Below are 20,396 nucleotides of genomic sequence, written 5' to 3'. Positions count from 1 at the left end.
CCCCCATCTCCCCCTCCCCCCATCTCCCCCTCCCCCCATCTCTATGACTAAAGAACAAACTTGGAGTCAGCGATTTGAATCAGCGTTACATCCAGCGATCGCTCAATTTAACGCAAGTATAAGTTTTGACATTGAATTAATCGAATACGATATCACTGGCTCTCAAGCTCATGCGAAAATGCTGGCTCACACTAACATCATTTCTCCAGAAGAAGGAAGTCTTCTGGTTTCAGGTTTAGAACAAATTCGTCAGGAATATCGCGCCGGCAAATTTCACCCAGGTATCGACGCGGAAGATGTACACTTTGCTGTGGAAAAGCGATTGACGGAAATTGTTGGTGATGTCGGGAAAAAGCTGCATACAGCGCGATCGCGTAATGACCAAGTTGGTACCGATACCAGGCTTTATCTACGCGACCAAATTCAACACATCCGCAATTCTCTGCGAGAATTTCAAACTGTCTTATTAGATATAGCCGACAACCATATTCAAACGCTGATACCAGGTTACACGCACCTACAACGCGCCCAGCCTCTAAGTTTGGCTCATCACCTCTTAGCATACTTTCAAATGGCGCAGCGCGACTGGGAACGCTTGGGAGATGTTTATCGTCGGGTAAATATTTCCCCTTTAGGGTGTGGTGCTTTGGCGGGAACTACTTTCCCGATTGACCGTTATTACACCGCCGAACTATTGCAATTTGAGGAAGTTTATGCTAATAGTTTGGATGGAGTAAGCGATCGCGATTTTGCGATTGAATTTCTTTGTGCTGCTAGTTTGATTATGGTTCACCTCAGCCGCCTTTCGGAAGAGGTAATTCTTTGGTCATCGGAAGAATTTGGCTTTGTCACCCTGAAAGATAGCTGTGCTACGGGTTCCAGCATTATGCCGCAAAAGAAAAACCCCGATGTCCCAGAATTGGTGCGGGGGAAAACTGGGCGCGTATTCGGTCATCTGCAAGCAATGTTGGTGATAATGAAGGGGCTACCTTTGGCATATAACAAAGACTTGCAAGAAGATAAAGAAGGTTTATTTGATAGTGTCAAAACAGTCAAAGCTTGTTTAGAAGCGATGACGATTTTGCTGCGGGAAGGTTTAGAATTTCGCACTCAGCGCTTGACATCAGCTGTAGCCGAGGACTTTTCAAATGCTACCGATGTAGCAGATTATCTAGCGGGGCGGGGTGTACCTTTCCGAGAAGCTTACAATCTCGTGGGTAAAGTGGTGAAAACCAGCATTGCCGCAGGTAAACTTTTAAAAGATTTGAGTTTATCAGAATGGCAGCAATTGCATCCAGCGTTTGAGGCAGATATTTATGAAGCGATCGCCCCCCGTCAAGTTGTTGCAGCCCGCAACAGCTACGGTGGTACAGGCTTTGAACAAGTAAGCAAAGCGCTGAAAGCCGCCCGCGCTCAAATAACTGCTGAATAATAAATAAGGGCGTATAAATAATATACGCCCTTTCAATTGACGGATTATGAGACTACATAACATCCTTGGCTTTTAAGGACTTAAATCTACGCTATGCCGTCCCAAAGCGGTATGTATGATTATCGTATTACCTATTTAATCTCTACCCCTAGCGATCGGCTAAGGATAGGAGCATTATGGAATCTAAGCTAAAAGAAAAGCTCAACAAGCATTTGAGCAACATTCTTTATTCAGCAGCATCCATTGAAGCTGCGCCCTCATCCTCTTCACTCTTCGGCGGTCTTTGCTGGAATCTTCTCTGCATTCGTCCTGTAGTAGTTCGTTTACGAAACTTTCGGGCATATGCCTGGTTCCGTAGCGCCTTTTCTTTTTTGGGGTTGCGGCGCTTCGCCATGTTCACCTCATTAATAAACAACAAACTGAAGCCAGAAATAACTTAGGCAATATCAACGACCAACGTTATTGATATAGTCTTAGTCTAACTCAGCACTCAATACACTTTAAACAGTGTTCTAGTCTACCGCATCTAAGTTTTTTCTGTCAATCAAACTTGAGAATTATTTTTTGATTAATTAACAATGAATTAATATTTGTAATTTTATTGCTCAATTTTGATGTGGAATAGGCAATTTCAAAGCAAAATATTTAAATATAGAAATTATTTTATAATAAAATTTTAAATAATTGAAAAGATTAACGTTATTTCCAGTAGAGATTTAAGCAATTTAGATTTTTCAGCAAGTATTTATTGCCACTTTCAACAAGGTAATATTAGCTAAAAACTAAAAAATTATTAGCTCATAATGATTATGTATATATGTAGTTTTAGTTTCACCAAATGCTAAAATTGATATGTTCTGCGGTAATCGTTAGAATAAAACCTTAAACCACAAGCATCCTGACATAACACAAAATTCAATATTTTCGTAGTTGAACGGATGTTAGTGGTGGCGAGTTCTACAGTACAACACAGACATTGGAAGATTGAACGTTTTTGCTTTTTTTGCTGCAACTGTCCAGTCCACACGTAGCTTATGGCGCTTTGGACAAGCCGTACTGGGTATCCTCTTTCGTCATCCCATCACTGGCACCAGTATCATCCCCATTTTACCCGATGGTAGGATTGTGCTAATCCGGCGGCGTGACAATGGTCGCTGGGCATTGCCTGGAGGGATGGTGGACTGGGGAGAAGATATTCCGAATACAGTCCAGCGCGAGTTGATGGAGGAAACTGGGCTTGATTTGGTGAAAATTCGGCGTTTGGTAGGAGTCTACTCCGCACCAGATCGCGATCCCAGAATTCATTCGATTTGTATTGTCGTTGAAGCAGAAGTGCAAGGAATTATGGAAATTCAGGATACTTTGGAAGCAATGGAAATCCAGGCATTTCCTCTCAACTCTCTACCACCAGGGGAAATGTCCCACGATCACAACCGACAGTTGCAAGATTACTTGCAGGGCTTGACAACATTAGCGTAAAAGTATAATTGTCATTTGTTAGTTGTTGGTTGTCAATGGGCATTGGGCATTGGGAATTGGGAATTGGGAATTAAAGAAGTTCGGTGATGCGCGAGTGGGTGAATAAATACGATTCTTTCCATGCTCCATGCCCCATGACGGCAGGTGCTCCACTTGGGGAGACCCCAAGACCGCACTGCCTCCCCCATGCCCCATGCCCCACTAACCACTATCTACTAACCAATAAATTAAAATGAATAATTTATTTCGTAACTCCCGGAGAAAACTTTCTCAAGGGTTGTTATTCTGGCGTGAACTTGGGGAAGGAACTTCTATAATTTTCTTACATGGTGCTTGGAATGATAGCTGTGAATGGTTATCGGTGATGGAATTGCTTTCAAATTACCATTGCTTTGCACCAGATTTATTCGGTTTCGGTGAGTCAGATTATCCTAATGTTCATTACTCAATTGATTTACTCTTAGAATCTCTTGCTGAATTTCTTGACGCTTTAAAGCTGGAAAAAGTTTATTTAGTCGGACATTCTCTTGGAGGCTGGATTGCTGCTAGTTATGCATTAAAATATTCACAGCAAGTTAGTGGTTTAGTATTGTTAGCACCAGAGGGTGTGGAAATAGAAGGACAAGAAAAGCGTTTGGATAAAATGCGGCAATTAGTAAAGCGATCGCCTTTTATATTTAAATTATTGCGATTACTTCGCCCCATAACTAAAATGTTAGGCTGGGATAAAGAAATTGAACAAGATTGGCAGCTTTATCAAACACTGGTGAAATATCCCACAGCTTGCAAAATATTATTTCAACGTCAGCAGCCAGAAATTAATGCCGAATTCTTACACGACCGATTATATACTTTAGAAATGCCAGTTTTGATTTTGCAAGGTGGAGAAGATACACCACACAGTTTAGCCATGAGTAAAGTTTACAGTCAAATTCCTTCATCTGAGTTAAAAATAATTGCTCATGGAAAAAGCGATTTACCAGAATCTTGCGCTGGTATTGTCGCTGGATATATTCGAGAATTTATCAAAAGTCAGGAGTTAAGTTATTAAATATAGATATTTAATTCGGCAATATTTGCAAAGTTTAATTGGCAATGAAAAATCAGCAATTGTTTAGTAATCGAGTAAGAATACTCGCTACTATGCATCAAAAAGAGAGTAGTTAGTAGTTAGTGGGCATTGGGCACGATCGCATGGGGCATGGGGCATGGGGGAGGCAGTGCGGTCTTGGGGTCTCCCCAAGTGGAGCACCTGCCGTCATGGGGCATGGGGAATGGGGAATGGGGAATGGGGGAGAAATATTTCTTCTTTCTTTACCTTTTGCCTTTAGCCTTTACCCTTTCCCCTTCCCCAATGCCCGATGCCCATTGCCCATTGCCCATTGCCCAATGCCCCATGCCCACTAACAACTAACCAATAACCACGCTTTTATTACCAATCAATTGGTTTTCTATCGCGGAAAAATCCACCCGTCGCACCTCCATCTGCATGAGTTGCTAGCCAGACAATTGTATCAACTCCTTGTTCTGGAGTTCTAGTTGCATTTGCCCCACCCATATCTGTTTTTACCCAACCAGGGCAAACCGAATTAACTAAGATATTTGTGCCTTGTAATTCGCTGGCAAAAATCCGGGTTAAAGCATTGACAGCAGCTTTAGAAAGGCGATATCCGGTGTAACCACCACCCATATCATGAAGTTGCCCCATCCCAGAAGAAACATTTACTATGCGTCCATAATTCTGTTTCTTCATCAACGGAATTAACGCTTGAGTCACTCGCAAAACACCGTAAACATTCGTTGCGATCGTTTGCTGCACAGTGTCAATTTTGGCATCAAAAACACTGTTGTTGCCAACTTCATCAATATATATACCCGCGTTGTTCACCAAAACATCAAGCTTTCCAAACTGCTGAGAAATAAATTCAGCTAATTTTTGACTACTTTCATCACTAGTCACATCAAGAGGATGAAATGTCACATCCAAATTCTCAGCTTGCAACTTTTCAGCCGCAGCTTTACCTTTTGCTTCATCTCGACTGGTGAGAACTACCTGATACTGAAGTTTAGCTAACTGGCGAGAAGCTTCAAATCCCAAACCGCGATTTCCACCAGTAACTACAGCAACTTTCTTTGTTGTACTCATTAACTTCTTCCTAACTAAAACTACCTCAACGCATACTCTGAGTTATATTCAACTAACTCAATCTCATTCCCATCAGGATCGTTAACGTAAATTCTGTGCTTCGTTTCTGGTGCAGTCATTGTATAATACTCAATGCCTTCAGAATCAAGCAGTTTTTTCATCGCTTCCCCATCTTTAATCGTAAAGCCTACATGGTTGATACCGATATTTTCGTAAGCTGTATGCACATGCTTTAACTCAGGATAATCATTGAGTGCAAGATAAAATTGATCGTTGCCAAAATGCATCCAGCGACTACCGTTAAATACACCTTCAACGCGCACATACCAATCAGGAAAGATGCTTTGATAAAACTTTTTGGTTGCGTCAATATCTTTGCAAGCAAGGTTAATGTGTTCAAAACGAGTAAAGTTCATTTTGTGTTCCTTTTATGTTGTAATTTTTCGTATCTCGTTCCCAGATGCCTACCTGTAACAAGGCTTTGCAGACTGGAGTTTTTTCTCTTTCCTAAATCATAGTCGATATGAGTATGAGTTGACTATCTTTTTTGTTAAGAAATATTACAGATGCGTTGACACCAGTAAAATAATCATATTTAAAATTTTTTATACATTAAGACAAGAGAGATTAAGTTATACCCAGACTGGCTTTACAATCCAAATCGATTTGTATTCTGAATAATACATGTATAGTGAATTACCTTTTTTTACGTAAATTAACCGCATTTAATTGCGATGAAAAGCGACTTGAAGCTGCAAAGCTACTATTTAGGCAACTAATCAAAACGGTTCTTCAAAGAAATTTTCGAGAGTGAATCTTTCCTTCAAAATATCAGCCATTGGGTAATCTTTGTCATCAAAAAGCAGAGATACTTCACATCTAGTCAAGGGGAAAGGTTCTAAAAGCTTGTCTTTTTCCCAACTTTCTAATCTCCACCAAAGAGTTTGCACAGCTATTTCTTTGCCATCAATCAATTCAAAAGTAATTTCACCAATATTATTAACTCCAACAATTTGTTTACCGTGTCCCCATTTGCCGCGAAAATCACGATCGTTTTTGGCGATCGCTAAATATTTCTCTAAAAACTCCTTGCGTGCTTGTCCAGGCAAAGGAGCTATGATAGATATCGGTTTAACAGGATGTGAACCGGGTGGCTGAGTGAATTTTTCTTCTTTAGCTAACAAAAAATCAATTCGATATAACCATTCCGGTTTTTCTGTAATTTGTAATGCTGTATGCCAAATGCGCTCTTTAAGTAAATTAATTACAGCAGGACTACCTTTAACTCTCCAAGGAACAGATTGAACCGTATTATCCATCATTGTATATGAAATACCAATTTCTAATTCTTTACCAGCTTTATTTTCCCAGCCGATAATCTTAGAAGTTGGTAAACTTTTAAGAAATTCTATCGGGAAAAAGCCTTTAGTATGCAAAGAATGGCTACCACCGATTCCCTTAACTTCGTTTTTTAAAGAACTGCTAGTAAATTGAGCGACTACAAGCTCAGTATCAACTTTTTCTAAACTTTCAAATGGACGTGTTGCGGAATATTGCAAACGAGCGGCAAAACTGTAATGAACATCACCAGATAAGATAATTAGTCGACTTTTCTGTGTTGGTAATGCGCGTAATGTTAAAGCCGCAAATAACCTTTCAAATGCAGCATCATCTAAACTCCAAGCTTCTGGATCGAAACCCCAAGCTACAGTACCTAGTTGCTGAGATACACTTTTAACTGTCTTTTGTATTTCTTCTAAAAATGGTACACCAATAACTGGACCTGGGGATATCAAAAAAGTTATTTTTGTATTAGGAGGAACTACTTTTGATATTTGCTCATCGCAACCTTTAGCACCCAAAAGTGCGGGAAAATCAAAATCTTTTCCGGGAAATTCGCGCCAAGTACGAGTATCGAGTACTATGACTTCATAACCTGGACTAGTTACTGTGTAGTGCCATTTAATGTTATTATCAGTGTGAGGTATTCCTCTTGGGTTACTGTTTTTAATATCTGCAACAGTCGGTAAAGCAAGGCGATAAGCGATTTCTTTTTCATACTCTATATTTTTACCTTTTGATGCTGACCATGCAGCAGCAGCGTGAAGTAATGCATTTCCAGGTTTGCCTTCTGTAAACTGGTCTGGTGTATTTCCCCAGGCTTGAAATACAGCATATGCCAGCATACCATTTTGTAGAACACGCCTGCCTAAGGGTTTAGTGAGGACGCGATCGCACCAAGCCATATTCAAATACCAATCATCCGTAATTTCATGATCGTCAAATATCATGTAAGTCGGAATATTCGCTAAAGCGCGTCTAATTTCCTTCAGGGTTAACTGAAATTGTTGTAAATAGCCAAGTTCTTCATTAAATAAAGCTATATCTTTTCGTTTTCCTTGTACATTCAAGTTAACATCTGCAAATGTTGGTAAATCTTCAGGTTTAGTCCATAGCGCATCACACCAGCCAAATAAATACATTGCATAAAATTCGCCTAATGTGAATAAATGGCTTTTAGCAACATCAGAAATTTTGTTTAATTTAGTAATACTGCTTGTTAAACCAGCAGTATATGTTGCTAACTTATTGCGTTTTCCAGCATTTAACTCTTCAATATTTTCCACATCTGGTAACACCTCCGACCATCCTAAAAGCGTCTGACCAGCATCAATTAACATGAAAAGTAAAGCATCTGCCACATCATCAGCATAAATTTGATCGCCTGTCAAGAAAAGTTGATGCGGTCGCTTTTTCGGGTCTTGTATCAACGCTTCTTTAATCATCTTGTCCAACGTCGCTAGCGCGTCAATACTTTCTCCGTGTGCTTTGCGGCAAGAACCGTGAATGATGCGTAAATCATTTAAATTAGTTGGTGGAAGCGCGAAAGAAGGTAAGTTATAGGGAGGATATGTAATATCTTCAATTGATCCTGATGAATTTAAAATACCCGGTATATTCAGTGTTTCTCCTGGGTCAAATGCTAAATTGTAGAGATAATTTTCACCAGATGCAAGCACATTTGATGCAGTTTTCGCAGTGACAGCGACAACATGCAAATAAATACCAAGTTGAATTGTTTTTCCCCTCCCTGTAAGTAATAATTTTTTGCTAGTATCAAAGACTGCTAAATAAACAGTGCGGCTTTCTTTCAAAGCTACCCACACAGTTACAGCATTCGCTTCAGTGCGTCTCAGAATTGGTCCTGCGAGAACGAGTGGCAGGTTATTCAGCCTATCCCTTAAAGGTGTCCATGTCATGAGACTTCTGGCATCAACGATATATTTCGAGTATATTTTTATCGGAGAAAAAAGTCACGCTTGAGATAAAAATGCTCTACAATTGTAAAAGCCAAAGGCGAAAAAGTTCTACAATAATTCGCCAGCATCCGTCAATTTCTTTAACTACATCATGGCGCTTGAGAGTTTTCAAGGCTTCTTGCAAAGTTGCCTCATCCATGTTTGTAGATTGAACTAAGGCATCCAGAGTTAAGCCTTGGGGGTGAGGTGCAAGTATCCTGAGTATATCATGTTGTCCAACCGCACCGCACACCGCTTGACCCCAAACACCATTAAAATAGCCGCTTCCCTTTTTAAAGAAATCGGCATCTTTAATCACAGCTTCCACATCCTCGACTGTAAAAACAGGGTTGCGTTGGTTTCTCATGGTAAAAACTTGGTCATTGTAGCGACGAACTAACTGAAAACCCACCAGTTGCACTAAATATGGTTGTCCGTGGGTGAGGTCGTAGATTTTATCTAGTGCTTCCGGGGTATAGTCAAGGGGAAAATCTTCAATAGCTGGATTTGCTAAAATCTCCCGTGTTGCGTCGGCTTCCATAAAACCAACGCGAATAGTAATAACGCTAGCGTAAAAAGGTTGGAAGTAATCGCTTGTCATTTCTTCCAATGTGTGCAAGCCAGCTAAAGCAAAAGCAATTTTAGAGCTTTTATGCGCCAACCCCCGCAGATATCCCATAAAATCTTTAGGAATTTTACCCGCTTCAATTAGTTTCTCGATTTGCTCAAATTCGTCTAAAGCGATAATTAAACCTTTTGGATTTTGTAGAGACTCGACGCCAGACGCTACAACGGAGGGAACCTCCGCAACGCGCTGGCTCATTAATCGCGTCTCTACCTGTGCCAAATATCTTCTAAAAGTCGGTAAGGGAAGACTTAACAAATCATCATTGCTTGGGGGTGGAATTTGCACGACCTCAGAAATGGCATCACAAATAGCCATCATTACCTCTGCAACTCCTTCGGGTGCATTTCCCACTTCCAGGAGGTTGACATAGGCTACCTGTACATTTGCACTGACAAAATTAGCGACGTTCCGCAGGATGGAAGTTTTGCCCATGCGCCTGTGACCGTAGATTACCACAGACTGGAGTTGATGATTTGTCACCCAGAGTTCTTTTAGCTGTCGGATCACGTCTTCCCGTCCGACGAAGAGGTTGCCTTGTACTGGGTTCCCCGCAACGTAGGGATTATTTACAGGTTCGGTAATGACAATTTCGCCGACTTCACCTGCAACATCCAGCAATGCTTCTTGCCAAGTTTGGGCGATGTTGACAATTAAATCTCGTTCCGCGTTGGGCAAAGATTCCTGATTGTTTAGAATAGTTTTCAGTTTCCCTAAAGCGCGGTTAATGGCTGAGGAACGTTGAAAACGGGAAGAACTGCGCTGCACAAGTTGGGCATTTTCAACTACCTTCTTTAGAGATGTGAGTGTTACCCAAGTAGTTGGACGCAGCAGTGGTTGCTGTGGGAAGGGAGGGATTTGTACAGCAGCAATGGTGTCTGCTGTCCAAGCATAGTAAAAGGCTGCGAGAGTTTGGGCAAGGGTGAACATCTCTTCACCATAAAGAAGAGAACGCACCACAGCAAAAACCTCCATTGCTTTTACTGGTTCTTTTTTATGCAAATACCAAAAACCAGCCGCAGCAACACAAGCAGGTGTGTCTACGCGTGTATCAGTGAAAAAACGAGCCCGTAATCTTCGTTCCCAGCTAGAGGGTAACAAGTAGATACCTTCAATAAATTTTGACTTTAGCACTGCTTTTAAATCAGTACAGGCAAAACGCACTAGCTGCCAATTAAAAGGGTTTTCAGCTAACTGGACTACGCGAAAAATGACTTGCTCTGGAGGCGTTGCAGCCAATACCTGATTTAGAGCTTGAACAACGGGAATAAATTGCAGAGTGTAAGCCAGTAACTCATTGGCATTATGCAAACCAGTCTCCCAGTCTTGATGTAGCCAACTTTTCAATCGAGAAGACAGAGAGTAAAGGGGAAGTGGAGTAACGTGGGGGATTTGCCATTTTCTATTTTGGGGTGTTTGTAGAAAAAAAGGTAGACCTGAAAGCCAATTATCTAGACGAAGTATCGCCACGCCGAACCCCACGCCCCACGCCACGCCCGATGCCACGCCCGATGCCACGCCGCCCCACGCCACGCTCGATGCCACGCCCCACGCCACGCTCGATGCCACGCCCCACGCCACGCCCCACGCCACGCCGCCCCACGCCACGCTCGATGCCACGCCCCGCGCCACGCTCGATGCCACGCCCGATGCCACGCCTCCCGTTACGCTTACGTTTATTACCGCCACGGCTCCGACCGCGCCTCCCGCTTCGCCAAGCGCCACGCCGACGAACCCCACGCCGAACACCACGCCGAACACCACGCCGAACGCTACGCCGAACACCACGCCGAACACCACGCCCAACGCCACGCCCAACGCCACGCCCAACGCCACGCCCAACGCCACGCCCAACGCCACGCCCAACGCCACGCCCAACGCCACGCCCAACGCCACGCCGAACCAATCAACACGAACGCCTATTTCCTGAAGAATCAAACCTAAAATTGAGGACGTGACAACTGTCAAAATCACCCCTTGGAAAAGCAGCTGACGCAGGATGGAGTTTTGAGAAAGCAGCTGCCATCCCTTTTGCCAATTCATTTCTTTTTGAGAAATATACCCACCCCCGAAGGTGTCCACATACCACCGCAAAGCTTGGGGAAAATAAAAGACCCAGTACAACAGGCGCAGATAATCCAACGGGTTCCAGAGGGAAAGGGGGCGCTTGAGTTTAGGCGCTAAGTTTAGGCGGGGAACTGGGCGTTGCTGGTTCATTGCCCACTCTCCACATATTTCCGATAAGTTCGATAGCACAGTTGCATCAATTTCCGAGGATGTCCCCTACTTTCTTCGACAAGTTGAATAATTTCCTCTTCAGTAAAACTCACATAAGTCTTCATCAAACGAGCAGCAATAAAATCACGCATCGTGGCATCGTCCCAAGGTTGGATATTTTCCTCTTGACAAATACCTGCAAGCGGTGATGTTTTGCCATCATTCTGACTGTCGTTAAACAAATCTTCCAGAGGTTCATTAGCAGCTAAAATCAATCGCAGAGGAGCATCACCACCCTCAGCTAAACCGCGCAGTTGATCGCGAACTTGACGAGTAAATCCTTTCCAGGTAAGCTTCCCCACATTATCTAAAGCCAGCAGTACTTTTTTATCGCGTTGTCGCAAGTTGCGAGTTAGTTTATAACCTTTACATTCGGGGATAGCAACCTTGTCGCATAAAGCAATGTAGAAGTCTTTTTCATCACCAATGTCATTTAAATCGAAGAATACTGCTAGACGCGACTGTTGAAGACGATTTTCTGCGACTCGGCAAATCTCCCATAACAGAGAAGACTTGCCAAGACCATCTTTGCCGATTAATGCTACACTACTACCACTATTTAACACCTCAAATACTCTTTGGATTTCTCGCTGTCGTCCAAAAAACTGTTGCGGCTGTTCTACTCTGCCATTTTGGGGTACAAAGGGATTAGGAATTATTTTTTTAACTCTCGGCTTTGCGGTGGGATTTACATAAATAACTGGTATGAGATGTTCTGGAAGATTATATAGTTGAATTTCTACACGACCAAATTCATAAGCCTCTTTAATTGAACGGTTTGCGGCTAATGCTTTATAAAAACCAACCGAAAAGGCGATCGCTGCTTTATCTCCAATCGCTTGATTCATCCCAATGACAAATCTAATATGTTGGGCGATCGCTTGAGCCTGAATTTCAGAATAACAAGCGTTCAAGACTACACAATCGATTTTATCTGCTACCAGTTCAAATAAATTTGCTAAAGCATCGGCTTGTACAAGCTGCGATTTTCCTGCTAAACTCTCGAAGTAAAGCTCACCTGTGCTTGTTCCATGTCCGGAGAAATGCACAATTTGCGGATCGACATCGAATATTGCCTGTGTTATATCCCCTACGCGAACCGATTCACGGGACTCTAGTATAAATCTATCTCTCTCTTTGGATAGATGCAGCCGTTCACGAATATCTCGCAACTCTTGCAATAAACGCAACCGACGTTCATCACTCGGATCGGCTGCTAAAAACAGGATTTTTACAGGAATATCGCTGTTATGCACGCATTGTATAAAGGTTTAATTAGGAATTAGTATACCAAGTACTGTGATTTGAGGTTGTGAATAATATACTGTTTAACGAACCGCGTTCGCCCTTGGCGTTGCCGAAGGCTAGACGCGAAGTACAGGTTCGCGTAGCGTCTCCGAAGGAGAAGGAAGAAGAGGAAGATTTTGGTATGTGTGTGTTTAATTTAACTTTAGAGGATGTGCGATCGCTCTTTTAAATCCTTGGTAATTTTCAAGTTTTCATAACGACAGCTTCAGCATTGATAAGCACAGCTTCAGTTGTGTTAACAACGGCTTGAATTTTACTTATAATACTTGATGTTGTGGTCACGACAGCTTCAGCATTCATAACCACAGCTTCAGTTGTGTTAACAACGGCTTGAATTTTGCTTATAACATTTAAGGTTTTTAGCCCACGCAGGTGGGCTTTGTTCTTATAGCCTCAGGCTTCCAGCCTGAAGGCAAAATTATTTGCTAATATCTAATCCGTGGGTCTATATATGCATTTAAAATATCAATCAAAATGCTTGCACCCACGACAATCGCACCAAAAAAGACCATGATTCCCTGTACTGTAGGATAATCGCGTTCGGTAATCGCTTGATACAATCGATTTGCTAATCCGGGCCAAGAAAATGTTACCTCGGTTAAAATTGCTCCACCTAACAAGGAAGCAAAAGTTAATCCTAAAACTGTAATTACTGGAATTAAAGCATTTTTTAAAGCGTGGGAAACTAAAATCTTTTTCTCCGGAATACCTCTTGCCCTAGCTGCTTCTACATAATCTGCTTTCATGGTTTGCTTTAAATTAACTCGCACAATCCGCTCAAAAATACCACTCAGCAATAGCCCTAAGGTAAAACTCGGAAGAATGAGATAATACAAAGTCGTAAAAAACTGAGTTAAATTACCACCAAATAAACTGTCTATTGTATATAAACCAGTGATATGATTGGGTGCAGGAACAGTTGCCGGAAAGCGTGTTCCCAAGGGCAACCAATCAAGTTGAACTGCGAAAATTAATTGCAAAATCATTCCTACCCAAAACATGGGAAGCGAATAAGTAACGATACCAAATAATCGTCCTCCAACGTCAAGAGGTGTACCGGGACGAGAAGCAGAAATAGTGCCGACAGTAATACCGACAATTAAAGCGATCGCAATACTAAAGACTGCTAATTCTGCTGTTGCTGGAAAGAATTGCCAAATAATATCCCAAACTTTCTGTCCCCTACTGCTGATTGAATTACCCATATCTAAATGCAGTAAGTTTCCTACATAGTTGAGATATTGTAACCCTATAGGTAGATTTAAACCTAGTTGTTTTCGCAACTCTGCTTTAGCACTTTCTGGGGCACGTCCACCAAGAATTGCATCAGCCGGATCTCCTGGTGTTGCTCTTAATAAAAGAAACACAATTGTGATAATTGTTAACAGTTGAAGTGGTGCTAACAGCAGACGCGAAGTGATGTAATATGTTATTGCTTTGGAACGAGACATGATATTGGTAGATAGTTGATAGTTAGTTGATGGGCATTGGGCATGGGGCATCGGGCATTGGGCATGGAAAGAATCCTATTAATGAGCGCATTACTTTCAAAGAACTTGTTTAATTCCTAATGCCCATTGCCCATTGCCCATTGCCCAATGCCCATTCCCTACTTTTTAATTGCTCTATATATCAAATTCTGGGTAGGATCTAGTTGCACCCCAGCCATACCTTTTTGAGCAAATACAAAATCTTTACTTTGCCATAAAGGAACGTAAGGCACATCTTTTGCTATTAATTCTTGAATTTCTGTAAAGATTTTTTGACGAACTTCGGGGTTTTGTTCTTGACGCTGCTGGTCAATGAGTTTATTCATGCGATCGCTATAGTAAAATGACCCTTGAGACTGACTTCCACCATCAAGACATCCTTTTGCGGTTGAGCCTTTATCGCAAGAGAGAAACGGTTGAATGTAATTGTCTGCATCTAAAAAGTCAGGATACCAATCGAGCAAAATTGCTGGATATATACCTTTAGGAATTTGTTGAAAAAATGTTGTGGAATCTACAGCAACTACTTCAAATTGCAAAATTCCGTCCATTGTTTTCTTAGCTAGAGCCTTGAGTACTATAGCTGCTAAACTGCGAGGAGGAGAACTAGAAGGATACCAAATTTCTACCTTTGCCGGATTGCTTTTTGAGAAACCAGCTGATGTTAGCAGTTGTTTAGCCTTTTCGGTGTTGCCATCTCCATATTGCTTTTGAAAGACAGGCTTATAAACATTTAAAGTTGTCGGTATCATGCTGTAAGCTGGGTCAGCTTGACCATACCAAACTCGCTCTTTAATTTGCGATCGGTCAATCATGGAAGCGATCGCTTGTCTGACAACTGGATTATCTAAAGGCTTTTGATTTTGATTCAAAGCCATATAACTCATAACGCTACCCTGAGTCGGGATTGCTTGCCAATCGCCGTTTTTTGCTTTATCTTTCAAACTGCGAACTTGATCCGGGTCCATCGACAGGTAAGCTACATCCACAGACTTTTTCCGAAAAGCGTTATACAAATTGACTCCACTGCTGAGGATTTGCAATTTAATACCGTTATTAGCTGGCTTTTCTCCCCAATACTTCTCAAAAACATCAAATTGCACCGAATCGGGACCAAAATTCGCTAATTTGTAAGGACCAGTTCCGACAAAAATATTCGGCTTAAATTTACCTTCACCGATTTCGTAAACTTTAGGCGAAACTGGACAAACTCCAGAAAATGCTAATAGTGAGGGAAACGCTGCAAAAGGCTTTTTCAGTTTGATGGTTAACTCATAATTTCCGGTAGCTTTTGCTGATTCCACCACATCTGCTAGCAAGAAAGAGGGTTTGCCCTTATTTTGGAGAAAACGCTTGAGGCTAAATGCCATTGCTTCCGCGTTAAAAGGAGTTTCATCGTGAAAAACTACTCCCTGACGCAGGGGAATCGTATAAGTTAAACCATCTTGACTAATTTGCGGTAATGCTGTAGCCAATTGAGGCTTAATTTCGGTGCTGCCTGGTTCGTAGGTGTAGAGGCGATCGCTCATGTTATACACTAAACCCAGCGATGCTAACTCATAAGCATCAGCCGGATCGAGAGTACGTGGCTTCTGCGTTGTACCTACAGTAATCCGACCATTGCCTGTAGTATTCACATCAGATGGCGAAGTCCCTGTCTGTTGGGGATTACCGCAACTAACAATCAACAATAAACATAAACAAAACAAACAAAGGAATTTGGTAATTCCACCCCACGGCTTTAGTGACAAGGAAAACCAGGTCATAGCATTAAAATTTTTGATATTAGCGGTGAGCTATTTTACTATATGTGTGGCTAAATGCTTTATTTAATTTTTTCGGCTTGTATTTAAAGCTTCGCAATATACTGACTGCAACTTAGTCATCGTTGACACAAAAAATTAACAAAAATATACATTTTGTCACTTCAAACTTTTTTTGAATAAAAATTACAATTTATAACAAAGTTAGTCAAAAAATCATATTTACGCTCTTTTGAGATTTGTTAAGCTTTGACCGTAGTTGAAGCTGATGCAAATGAAATTTTTGCATAGCTTTATTGAGAAACTGCATATAGATACATAATTAAGAAACGCGATCGCGATATTGTAAACAGCAAATTGATAGTCTAATAGCGGGACTTACGAGCGTGAAGTATTTCTTTCTATCAGAGGGATGGACAGTTGGCAGAGTTTGGGCATCTGAGGGATTATGGCAGATAACCGCATGGCGACGCCAACCAGATATTCAGCAAATGAATATTTGTCTAGTAGAACAAAATGAATTGTTATGGCTTTACCGAGCCGAAGAAGCCGTTTTAACCGTCGAAGTCAAGCCAACAGCACTCCAACAAGTAGCCCCCATCGGTCAAGTAGTGCTGAAGCGTCTAATGAGTGCCGAGCAAGTAATCGAGCGTCTAGGTAGCGCCGAAACGAGGTGCCATCTGCAAAATATCGATTTGGTTGTGAGGTAGGGGGGCATGGGGCATGGGGCATGGGGCATGGGGCATGGGGCATGGGGCATGGGGCATGGGGCATGGGGCATGGGGCATGGGGCATGGTCTATGTGGGAGGCGTGAAATACGTCTAGCTTCTTTTTATTCCCAATGCCCAATTCCCATTACCCATTAGCCATTACCAATGCCCAATGCGATAGGGCCCAATGCGATAGGGCCCATTCCCCACTCTATCCGTAATGCTACGCGATCGCATTCACTTACCCGCTTGCAAACAAGTCCATCAATAGTTACACTTTTTAAAACATTCTCATTTTTGCGCTTGCGAAAGCAAAGCACTTTTAACCGCCCAAACGCCTAAAAAACGTTTGTCTTGTTCTTCCGGAACAAAAAGTGGATTTTATCATGCGAAAATTTACTTGCGGTGTAAACGGGCGATCGCTACCCTCCTGGGTAAGATTCCCTTCTTCGTGTGAGCATTGCCAAATTATTCACATTGTCTGACGAGTGAAGGCAATCTAGAAAATTTGGTGGCAATAACAAAAAACCGAAACTTGCTTGTAAACATAATTCATCGAGGAGGAGCGTAGTCAATGGGACTACCCTGGTACCGAGTACATACAGTCGTTCTGAACGATCCGGGGCGATTGATATCTGTACACTTGATGCACACAGCCCTAGTGGCAGGCTGGGCTGGTTCGATGGCTTTATACGAACTAGCTATTTTTGACCCCAGCGATCCCGTACTCAACCCAATGTGGCGTCAAGGGATGTATGTAATACCCTTCATGTCACGCTTAGGCGTAATTGGCTCTTGGGGTGGCTGGAACGTCGCAGGCGAGCCAGGTTACGATCCTGGTTTCTGGTCATTTGAAGGTGTAGCCGCCGCTCACATCGTTCTTTCTGGTCTATTATTCTTAGCCGCCGTTTGGCACTGGGTTTACTGGGATTTGGAACTGTTCCAAGACCCCCGCACTGGTGAACCCGCTCTCGATTTGCCAAAAATGTTTGGCATTCACCTGTTCTTATCTGGTTTACTTTGTTTTGGTTTTGGTGCTTTTCACCTCACCGGGCTATTTGGACCGGGGATGTGGGTGTCTGATGCCTACGGCTTAACCGGTCACGTTCAAGCAGTAGCGCCAGAGTGGGGACCGGCTGGGTTTAACCCATATAACCCTGGTGGTGTAGTGGCTCACCACATTGCTGCTGGGGTGGTTGGTATTATTGCTGGCTTATTCCACTTGACAGTACGACCCCCCGAACGGCTTTACAAAGCTTTGCGGATGGGGAACATCGAAACTGTACTTTCTAGCAGTATTGCCGCAGTATTCTTTGCCGCCTTCGTCGTTGCCGGTACTATGTGGTACGGTAGCGCCACCACCCCAATTGAACTGTATGGTCCGACCCGTTATCAATGGGATCAAGATTACTTCAAACAAGAAATTAATCGGCGCGTACAAGCTGACGTTGCCGATGGCGCAAGTCTTTCAGCAGCTTGGTCAGGAATTCCGGAAAAACTGGCATTCTACGACTACGTAGGCAACAGCCCCGCTAAAGGTGGTTTGTTCCGCGTCGGACCGATGAATAAAACCAATGGTATTGCTTTATCTTGGTTGGGTCATCCAGTCTTCAAAGACAGCGAAGGTCGGGAATTAGAAGTGCGTCGTCTGCCGAACTTCTTTGAAACCTTCCCAGTCATCTTGACCGATGCTGATGGTATTGTCCGTGCGGATATTCCTTTCCGTCGGGCAGAATCAAAGTACAGCTTTGAGCAAGCTGGTGTGACTGTAAGCTTCTACGGTGGTGAACTAAACGGAGAAAGCTTTAAAGATCCAGCTGATGTGAAGAAGTACGCACGTTTAGCACAGTTGGGTGAACCATTTCTGTTTGACGGAGACCAAAGCACCAGGTTTGGCGATTTAGCGATCGCTAAACCCGATGGAGTCTTCCGTACCAGTCCGAGAGGTTGGTTTACCTTCGCTCATGCTGTATTTGCTCTGCTGTTCTTCTTCGGTCACCTCTGGCACGGTTCTCGGACAATCTACCGAGACGTGTTTGCTGGTGTTGATGCCGACCTCGAAGAACAAGTTGAGTGGGGTCTATTCCAGAAAGTGGGTGACAAGTCAACCCGTCGGAAGGAAGCGTAAGTATAGGGATTAGGGACTAGGGATTGGGATTAGGGCGCGCTCGTTATTACTAATTGCCAATACCTAGTACCTAATCTCTTGTTAAACCTTTCTTTACTCTAAATTGGTACAATATTATTACTGGGTGGATAGGCAGGAACTTGTGATATGGAAAGCGTTGCATACATTTTGATTTTGACCTTGGCAATAGGAGTTCTTTTCTTTGCGATCGCATTTCGCGAACCTCCCCGCATTGAGAAGAAAGACGAGTAGTAGATTTTCTCTGCTATTAGACTTTTAACGACAAAATATAAACTAATATCCGCTGTTACCAAATGGTTGCAGCGGATATTTTTTGACGTTAAAAGTCACTCGCGTTTGTTGTTTCTTTTTTATTAAGGATTAAAAATGAGGAATAAAGAATAATTTTCTTCCCCAGTCCCCAGTAAAGAGTCCCTTTTATCCTGAAGCGCGATCGCTTCGGAGTCTAAAAATAATTAATAAATGATTAATTACGGTTTTGGATGTGTGATACAATGTTCCTTCTGGAAGTTGATATGTGTTAAACCCAGCTTTTCTGCGCTAGGATAGAAAGGATGTAGGTGTAAACAGCCCGTTCGCATTGGCGCTTGCATATACATTAGGCTCGAGCAATAACTTTACGGAGACTAAAACCAGGTACAAAACAGCATGGTCAATCAGAAATTAACCGCTACAGAAATAGGCTTCACTCACGAAGATTTCGCTGCTCTATTAGACAAATACGATTATCACTTTAGCCCTGGAGATGTTGTACCAGGAACCGTTTTCAGTATAGAGCCGCGCGGCGCTCTGATTGACATTGGTGCAAAGACAGCAGCATATATACCTATACAAGAAATGTCTATAAACCGGGTCGATGCCCCGGAAGAAGTCTTACAATCAAACGAAACGCGGGAATTTTTCATCCTCACAGATGAAAACGAAGATGGTCAATTAACTCTTTCCATTCGTCGCATTGAATATATGCGAGCTTGGGAACGAGTACGGCAGTTGCAAGCAGAAGATGCTACTGTTCGTTCTGGTGTGTTTGCTACTAATCGTGGTGGAGCTTTGGTAAGAATCGAGGGATTGCGTGGTTTTATCCCAGGTTCTCATATTAGCACCCGCAAACCTAAAGAAGAATTGGTAGGCGAAGACTTGCCATTGAAATTCTTAGAAGTAGACGAAGAACGTAATCGTTTAGTTCTATCCCATCGTCGAGCGCTGGTTGAGCGTAAGATGAATCGCTTAGAAGTTGGCGAAGTTGTTATAGGTACAGTTCGCGGTATCAAACCTTACGGTGCATTTATTGATATTGGCGGTGTGAGCGGTCTGCTGCACATCTCTGAGATTTCCCACGAACATATTGATACACCTCACAGTGTATTTAATGTCAATGATGAAGTGAAAGTCATGATCATTGACTTGGATGCAGAAAGAGGTCGGATTTCTCTGTCTACAAAACAGTTGGAACCCGAACCAGGTGACATGATTAAAAATCGCGATTTGGTCTACGATAAAGCAGAAGAAATGGCTGCTAAATATCGCGAACAAATGTTAGCTAAACAGCAAGGTCTGACTGCGGTGGCTGATACTGAAGCCTTAGTTGAAGAAGATATACCCTCAGCTATGGAAGAAGATATACCTTCGGCAGTCGAAGAGGAAATACCTTCAGCTATCGAAGAGGAAGCACCTTCAGCATAAAATAATAATGCCCTTGAAATCATTGTGAAAAGAG

General features: G+C 42.5%; 19 protein-coding genes. 11 read left to right on the top strand and 8 right to left on the bottom strand.

Translation table 11 applies throughout. The features are described 5' to 3' along the window. The first annotated feature begins 43 nt into the window (after positions 1-43). The 3 genes from argH to AABK37_RS23885 all read left to right on the top strand — a co-directional run bounded on the left by argH (position 44) and on the right by AABK37_RS23885 (position 2,911). On the top strand, positions 44-1,432 hold the full coding sequence (gene argH / locus AABK37_RS23895; protein WP_432554014.1) for an argininosuccinate lyase: 1,389 nt from the start codon (positions 44-46) through the stop codon (positions 1,430-1,432). Positions 1,433-1,608: 176 nt separating this feature from the next. After that, positions 1,609-1,872, top strand: coding sequence for a hypothetical protein (locus AABK37_RS23890; protein ID WP_163519196.1), 264 nt, complete (start codon positions 1,609-1,611; stop codon positions 1,870-1,872). Positions 1,873-2,416: 544 nt separating this feature from the next. After that, positions 2,417-2,911: an NUDIX domain-containing protein gene (locus AABK37_RS23885; protein ID WP_039737222.1), complete on the top strand. Its 495-nt coding sequence runs from the start codon at positions 2,417-2,419 to the stop codon at positions 2,909-2,911. Positions 2,912-2,929: 18 nt separating this feature from the next. Here AABK37_RS23885 and AABK37_RS23880 read toward each other — a convergent pair whose 3' ends face one another. Then, a complete protein-coding gene (locus AABK37_RS23880; RefSeq protein ID WP_432554009.1) occupies positions 2,930-3,106 on the bottom strand; it encodes a hypothetical protein in 177 nt (58 codons plus the stop codon). A gap of 37 nt (positions 3,107-3,143) precedes the next feature. Here AABK37_RS23880 and AABK37_RS23875 point away from each other — a divergent pair, with 37 nt between their 5' ends. Together AABK37_RS23875 and AABK37_RS23870 are read left to right on the top strand one after the other, a co-directional pair. After that, positions 3,144-3,962: an alpha/beta fold hydrolase gene (locus tag AABK37_RS23875; RefSeq protein ID WP_432554008.1), complete on the top strand. Its 819-nt coding sequence runs from the start codon at positions 3,144-3,146 to the stop codon at positions 3,960-3,962. Positions 3,963-4,171: 209 nt separating this feature from the next. Then, entirely contained in the window at positions 4,172-4,318 is a 147-nt protein-coding gene (locus AABK37_RS23870) for a hypothetical protein (RefSeq protein ID WP_432554007.1), read from the top strand. Between the two features lie 25 nt (positions 4,319-4,343). Here AABK37_RS23870 and AABK37_RS23865 read toward each other — a convergent pair whose 3' ends face one another. The 5 genes from AABK37_RS23865 to AABK37_RS23845 form a co-directional block, all read right to left on the bottom strand. After that, a complete protein-coding gene (locus AABK37_RS23865; protein WP_432554006.1) occupies positions 4,344-5,057 on the bottom strand; it encodes an SDR family oxidoreductase in 714 nt (237 codons plus the stop codon). A gap of 20 nt (positions 5,058-5,077) precedes the next feature. Continuing rightward, a complete protein-coding gene (locus tag AABK37_RS23860; protein WP_432554005.1) occupies positions 5,078-5,473 on the bottom strand; it encodes a VOC family protein in 396 nt (131 codons plus the stop codon). Positions 5,474-5,836: 363 nt separating this feature from the next. Beyond that, the gene (locus AABK37_RS23855; protein WP_432554004.1) at positions 5,837-8,317 is read right to left on the bottom strand and encodes a hypothetical protein; all 2,481 of its coding nucleotides are present in this window, start codon (positions 8,315-8,317) and stop codon (positions 5,837-5,839) included. Positions 8,318-8,393: 76 nt separating this feature from the next. Then, the gene (locus tag AABK37_RS23850) at positions 8,394-11,198 is read right to left on the bottom strand and encodes an AAA family ATPase (protein WP_432554003.1); all 2,805 of its coding nucleotides are present in this window, start codon (positions 11,196-11,198) and stop codon (positions 8,394-8,396) included. Continuing rightward, positions 11,195-12,514, bottom strand: coding sequence for a CHAT domain-containing protein (locus AABK37_RS23845; RefSeq protein WP_432554002.1), 1,320 nt, complete (start codon positions 12,512-12,514; stop codon positions 11,195-11,197). Before AABK37_RS23845 ends, AABK37_RS23850 begins: the two co-directional genes overlap by 4 nt. 56 nt (positions 12,515-12,570) lie before the next feature. Between AABK37_RS23845 and AABK37_RS23840 the strand changes: the two genes are divergently transcribed. After that, positions 12,571-12,735, top strand: a complete 165-nt coding sequence (locus AABK37_RS23840) for a hypothetical protein (protein ID WP_432554001.1) — start codon at positions 12,571-12,573, stop codon at positions 12,733-12,735. A 256-nt stretch (positions 12,736-12,991) separates the two neighbouring features. Here AABK37_RS23840 and AABK37_RS23835 read toward each other — a convergent pair whose 3' ends face one another. Further along, positions 12,992-14,017, bottom strand: coding sequence for an ABC transporter permease (locus AABK37_RS23835; RefSeq protein WP_432554013.1), 1,026 nt, complete (start codon positions 14,015-14,017; stop codon positions 12,992-12,994). A 158-nt stretch (positions 14,018-14,175) separates the two neighbouring features. Further along, positions 14,176-15,822 (bottom strand): ABC transporter substrate-binding protein, encoded by a 1,647-nt coding sequence (locus AABK37_RS23830; protein WP_432554000.1) that lies wholly within the window; start codon positions 15,820-15,822, stop codon positions 14,176-14,178. A 383-nt stretch (positions 15,823-16,205) separates the two neighbouring features. Between AABK37_RS23830 and AABK37_RS23825 the strand changes: the two genes are divergently transcribed. From AABK37_RS23825 to AABK37_RS23805, 5 genes are all read left to right on the top strand, one after another. Further along, complete coding sequence (locus tag AABK37_RS23825) at positions 16,206-16,529, top strand: hypothetical protein (RefSeq protein ID WP_432553999.1); 324 nt, start codon at positions 16,206-16,208, stop codon at positions 16,527-16,529. Positions 16,530-16,542: 13 nt separating this feature from the next. Then, entirely contained in the window at positions 16,543-16,686 is a 144-nt protein-coding gene (locus AABK37_RS23820) for a hypothetical protein (RefSeq protein WP_432553998.1), read from the top strand. 418 nt (positions 16,687-17,104) lie between these two features. Beyond that, the gene (gene psbB, locus AABK37_RS23815) at positions 17,105-18,658 is read left to right on the top strand and encodes a photosystem II chlorophyll-binding protein CP47 (protein ID WP_432553997.1); all 1,554 of its coding nucleotides are present in this window, start codon (positions 17,105-17,107) and stop codon (positions 18,656-18,658) included. Positions 18,659-18,805: 147 nt separating this feature from the next. Further along, positions 18,806-18,910, top strand: a complete 105-nt coding sequence (locus AABK37_RS23810) for a photosystem II reaction center protein T (RefSeq protein ID WP_089126532.1) — start codon at positions 18,806-18,808, stop codon at positions 18,908-18,910. A 417-nt stretch (positions 18,911-19,327) separates the two neighbouring features. Further along, entirely contained in the window at positions 19,328-20,362 is a 1,035-nt protein-coding gene (locus AABK37_RS23805) for a 30S ribosomal protein S1 (protein WP_432553996.1), read from the top strand. Positions 20,363-20,396 lie beyond the last annotated feature (34 nt).

The organism is Tolypothrix sp. VBCCA 56010, assembly GCF_050875635.1.
Taxonomy (GTDB): Bacteria; Cyanobacteriota; Cyanobacteriia; order Cyanobacteriales; family Nostocaceae; genus Hassallia.
The sequence above is the reverse complement of the archived record's forward strand: the minus strand, read 5'-3'. Positions and strand labels throughout refer to the sequence as shown.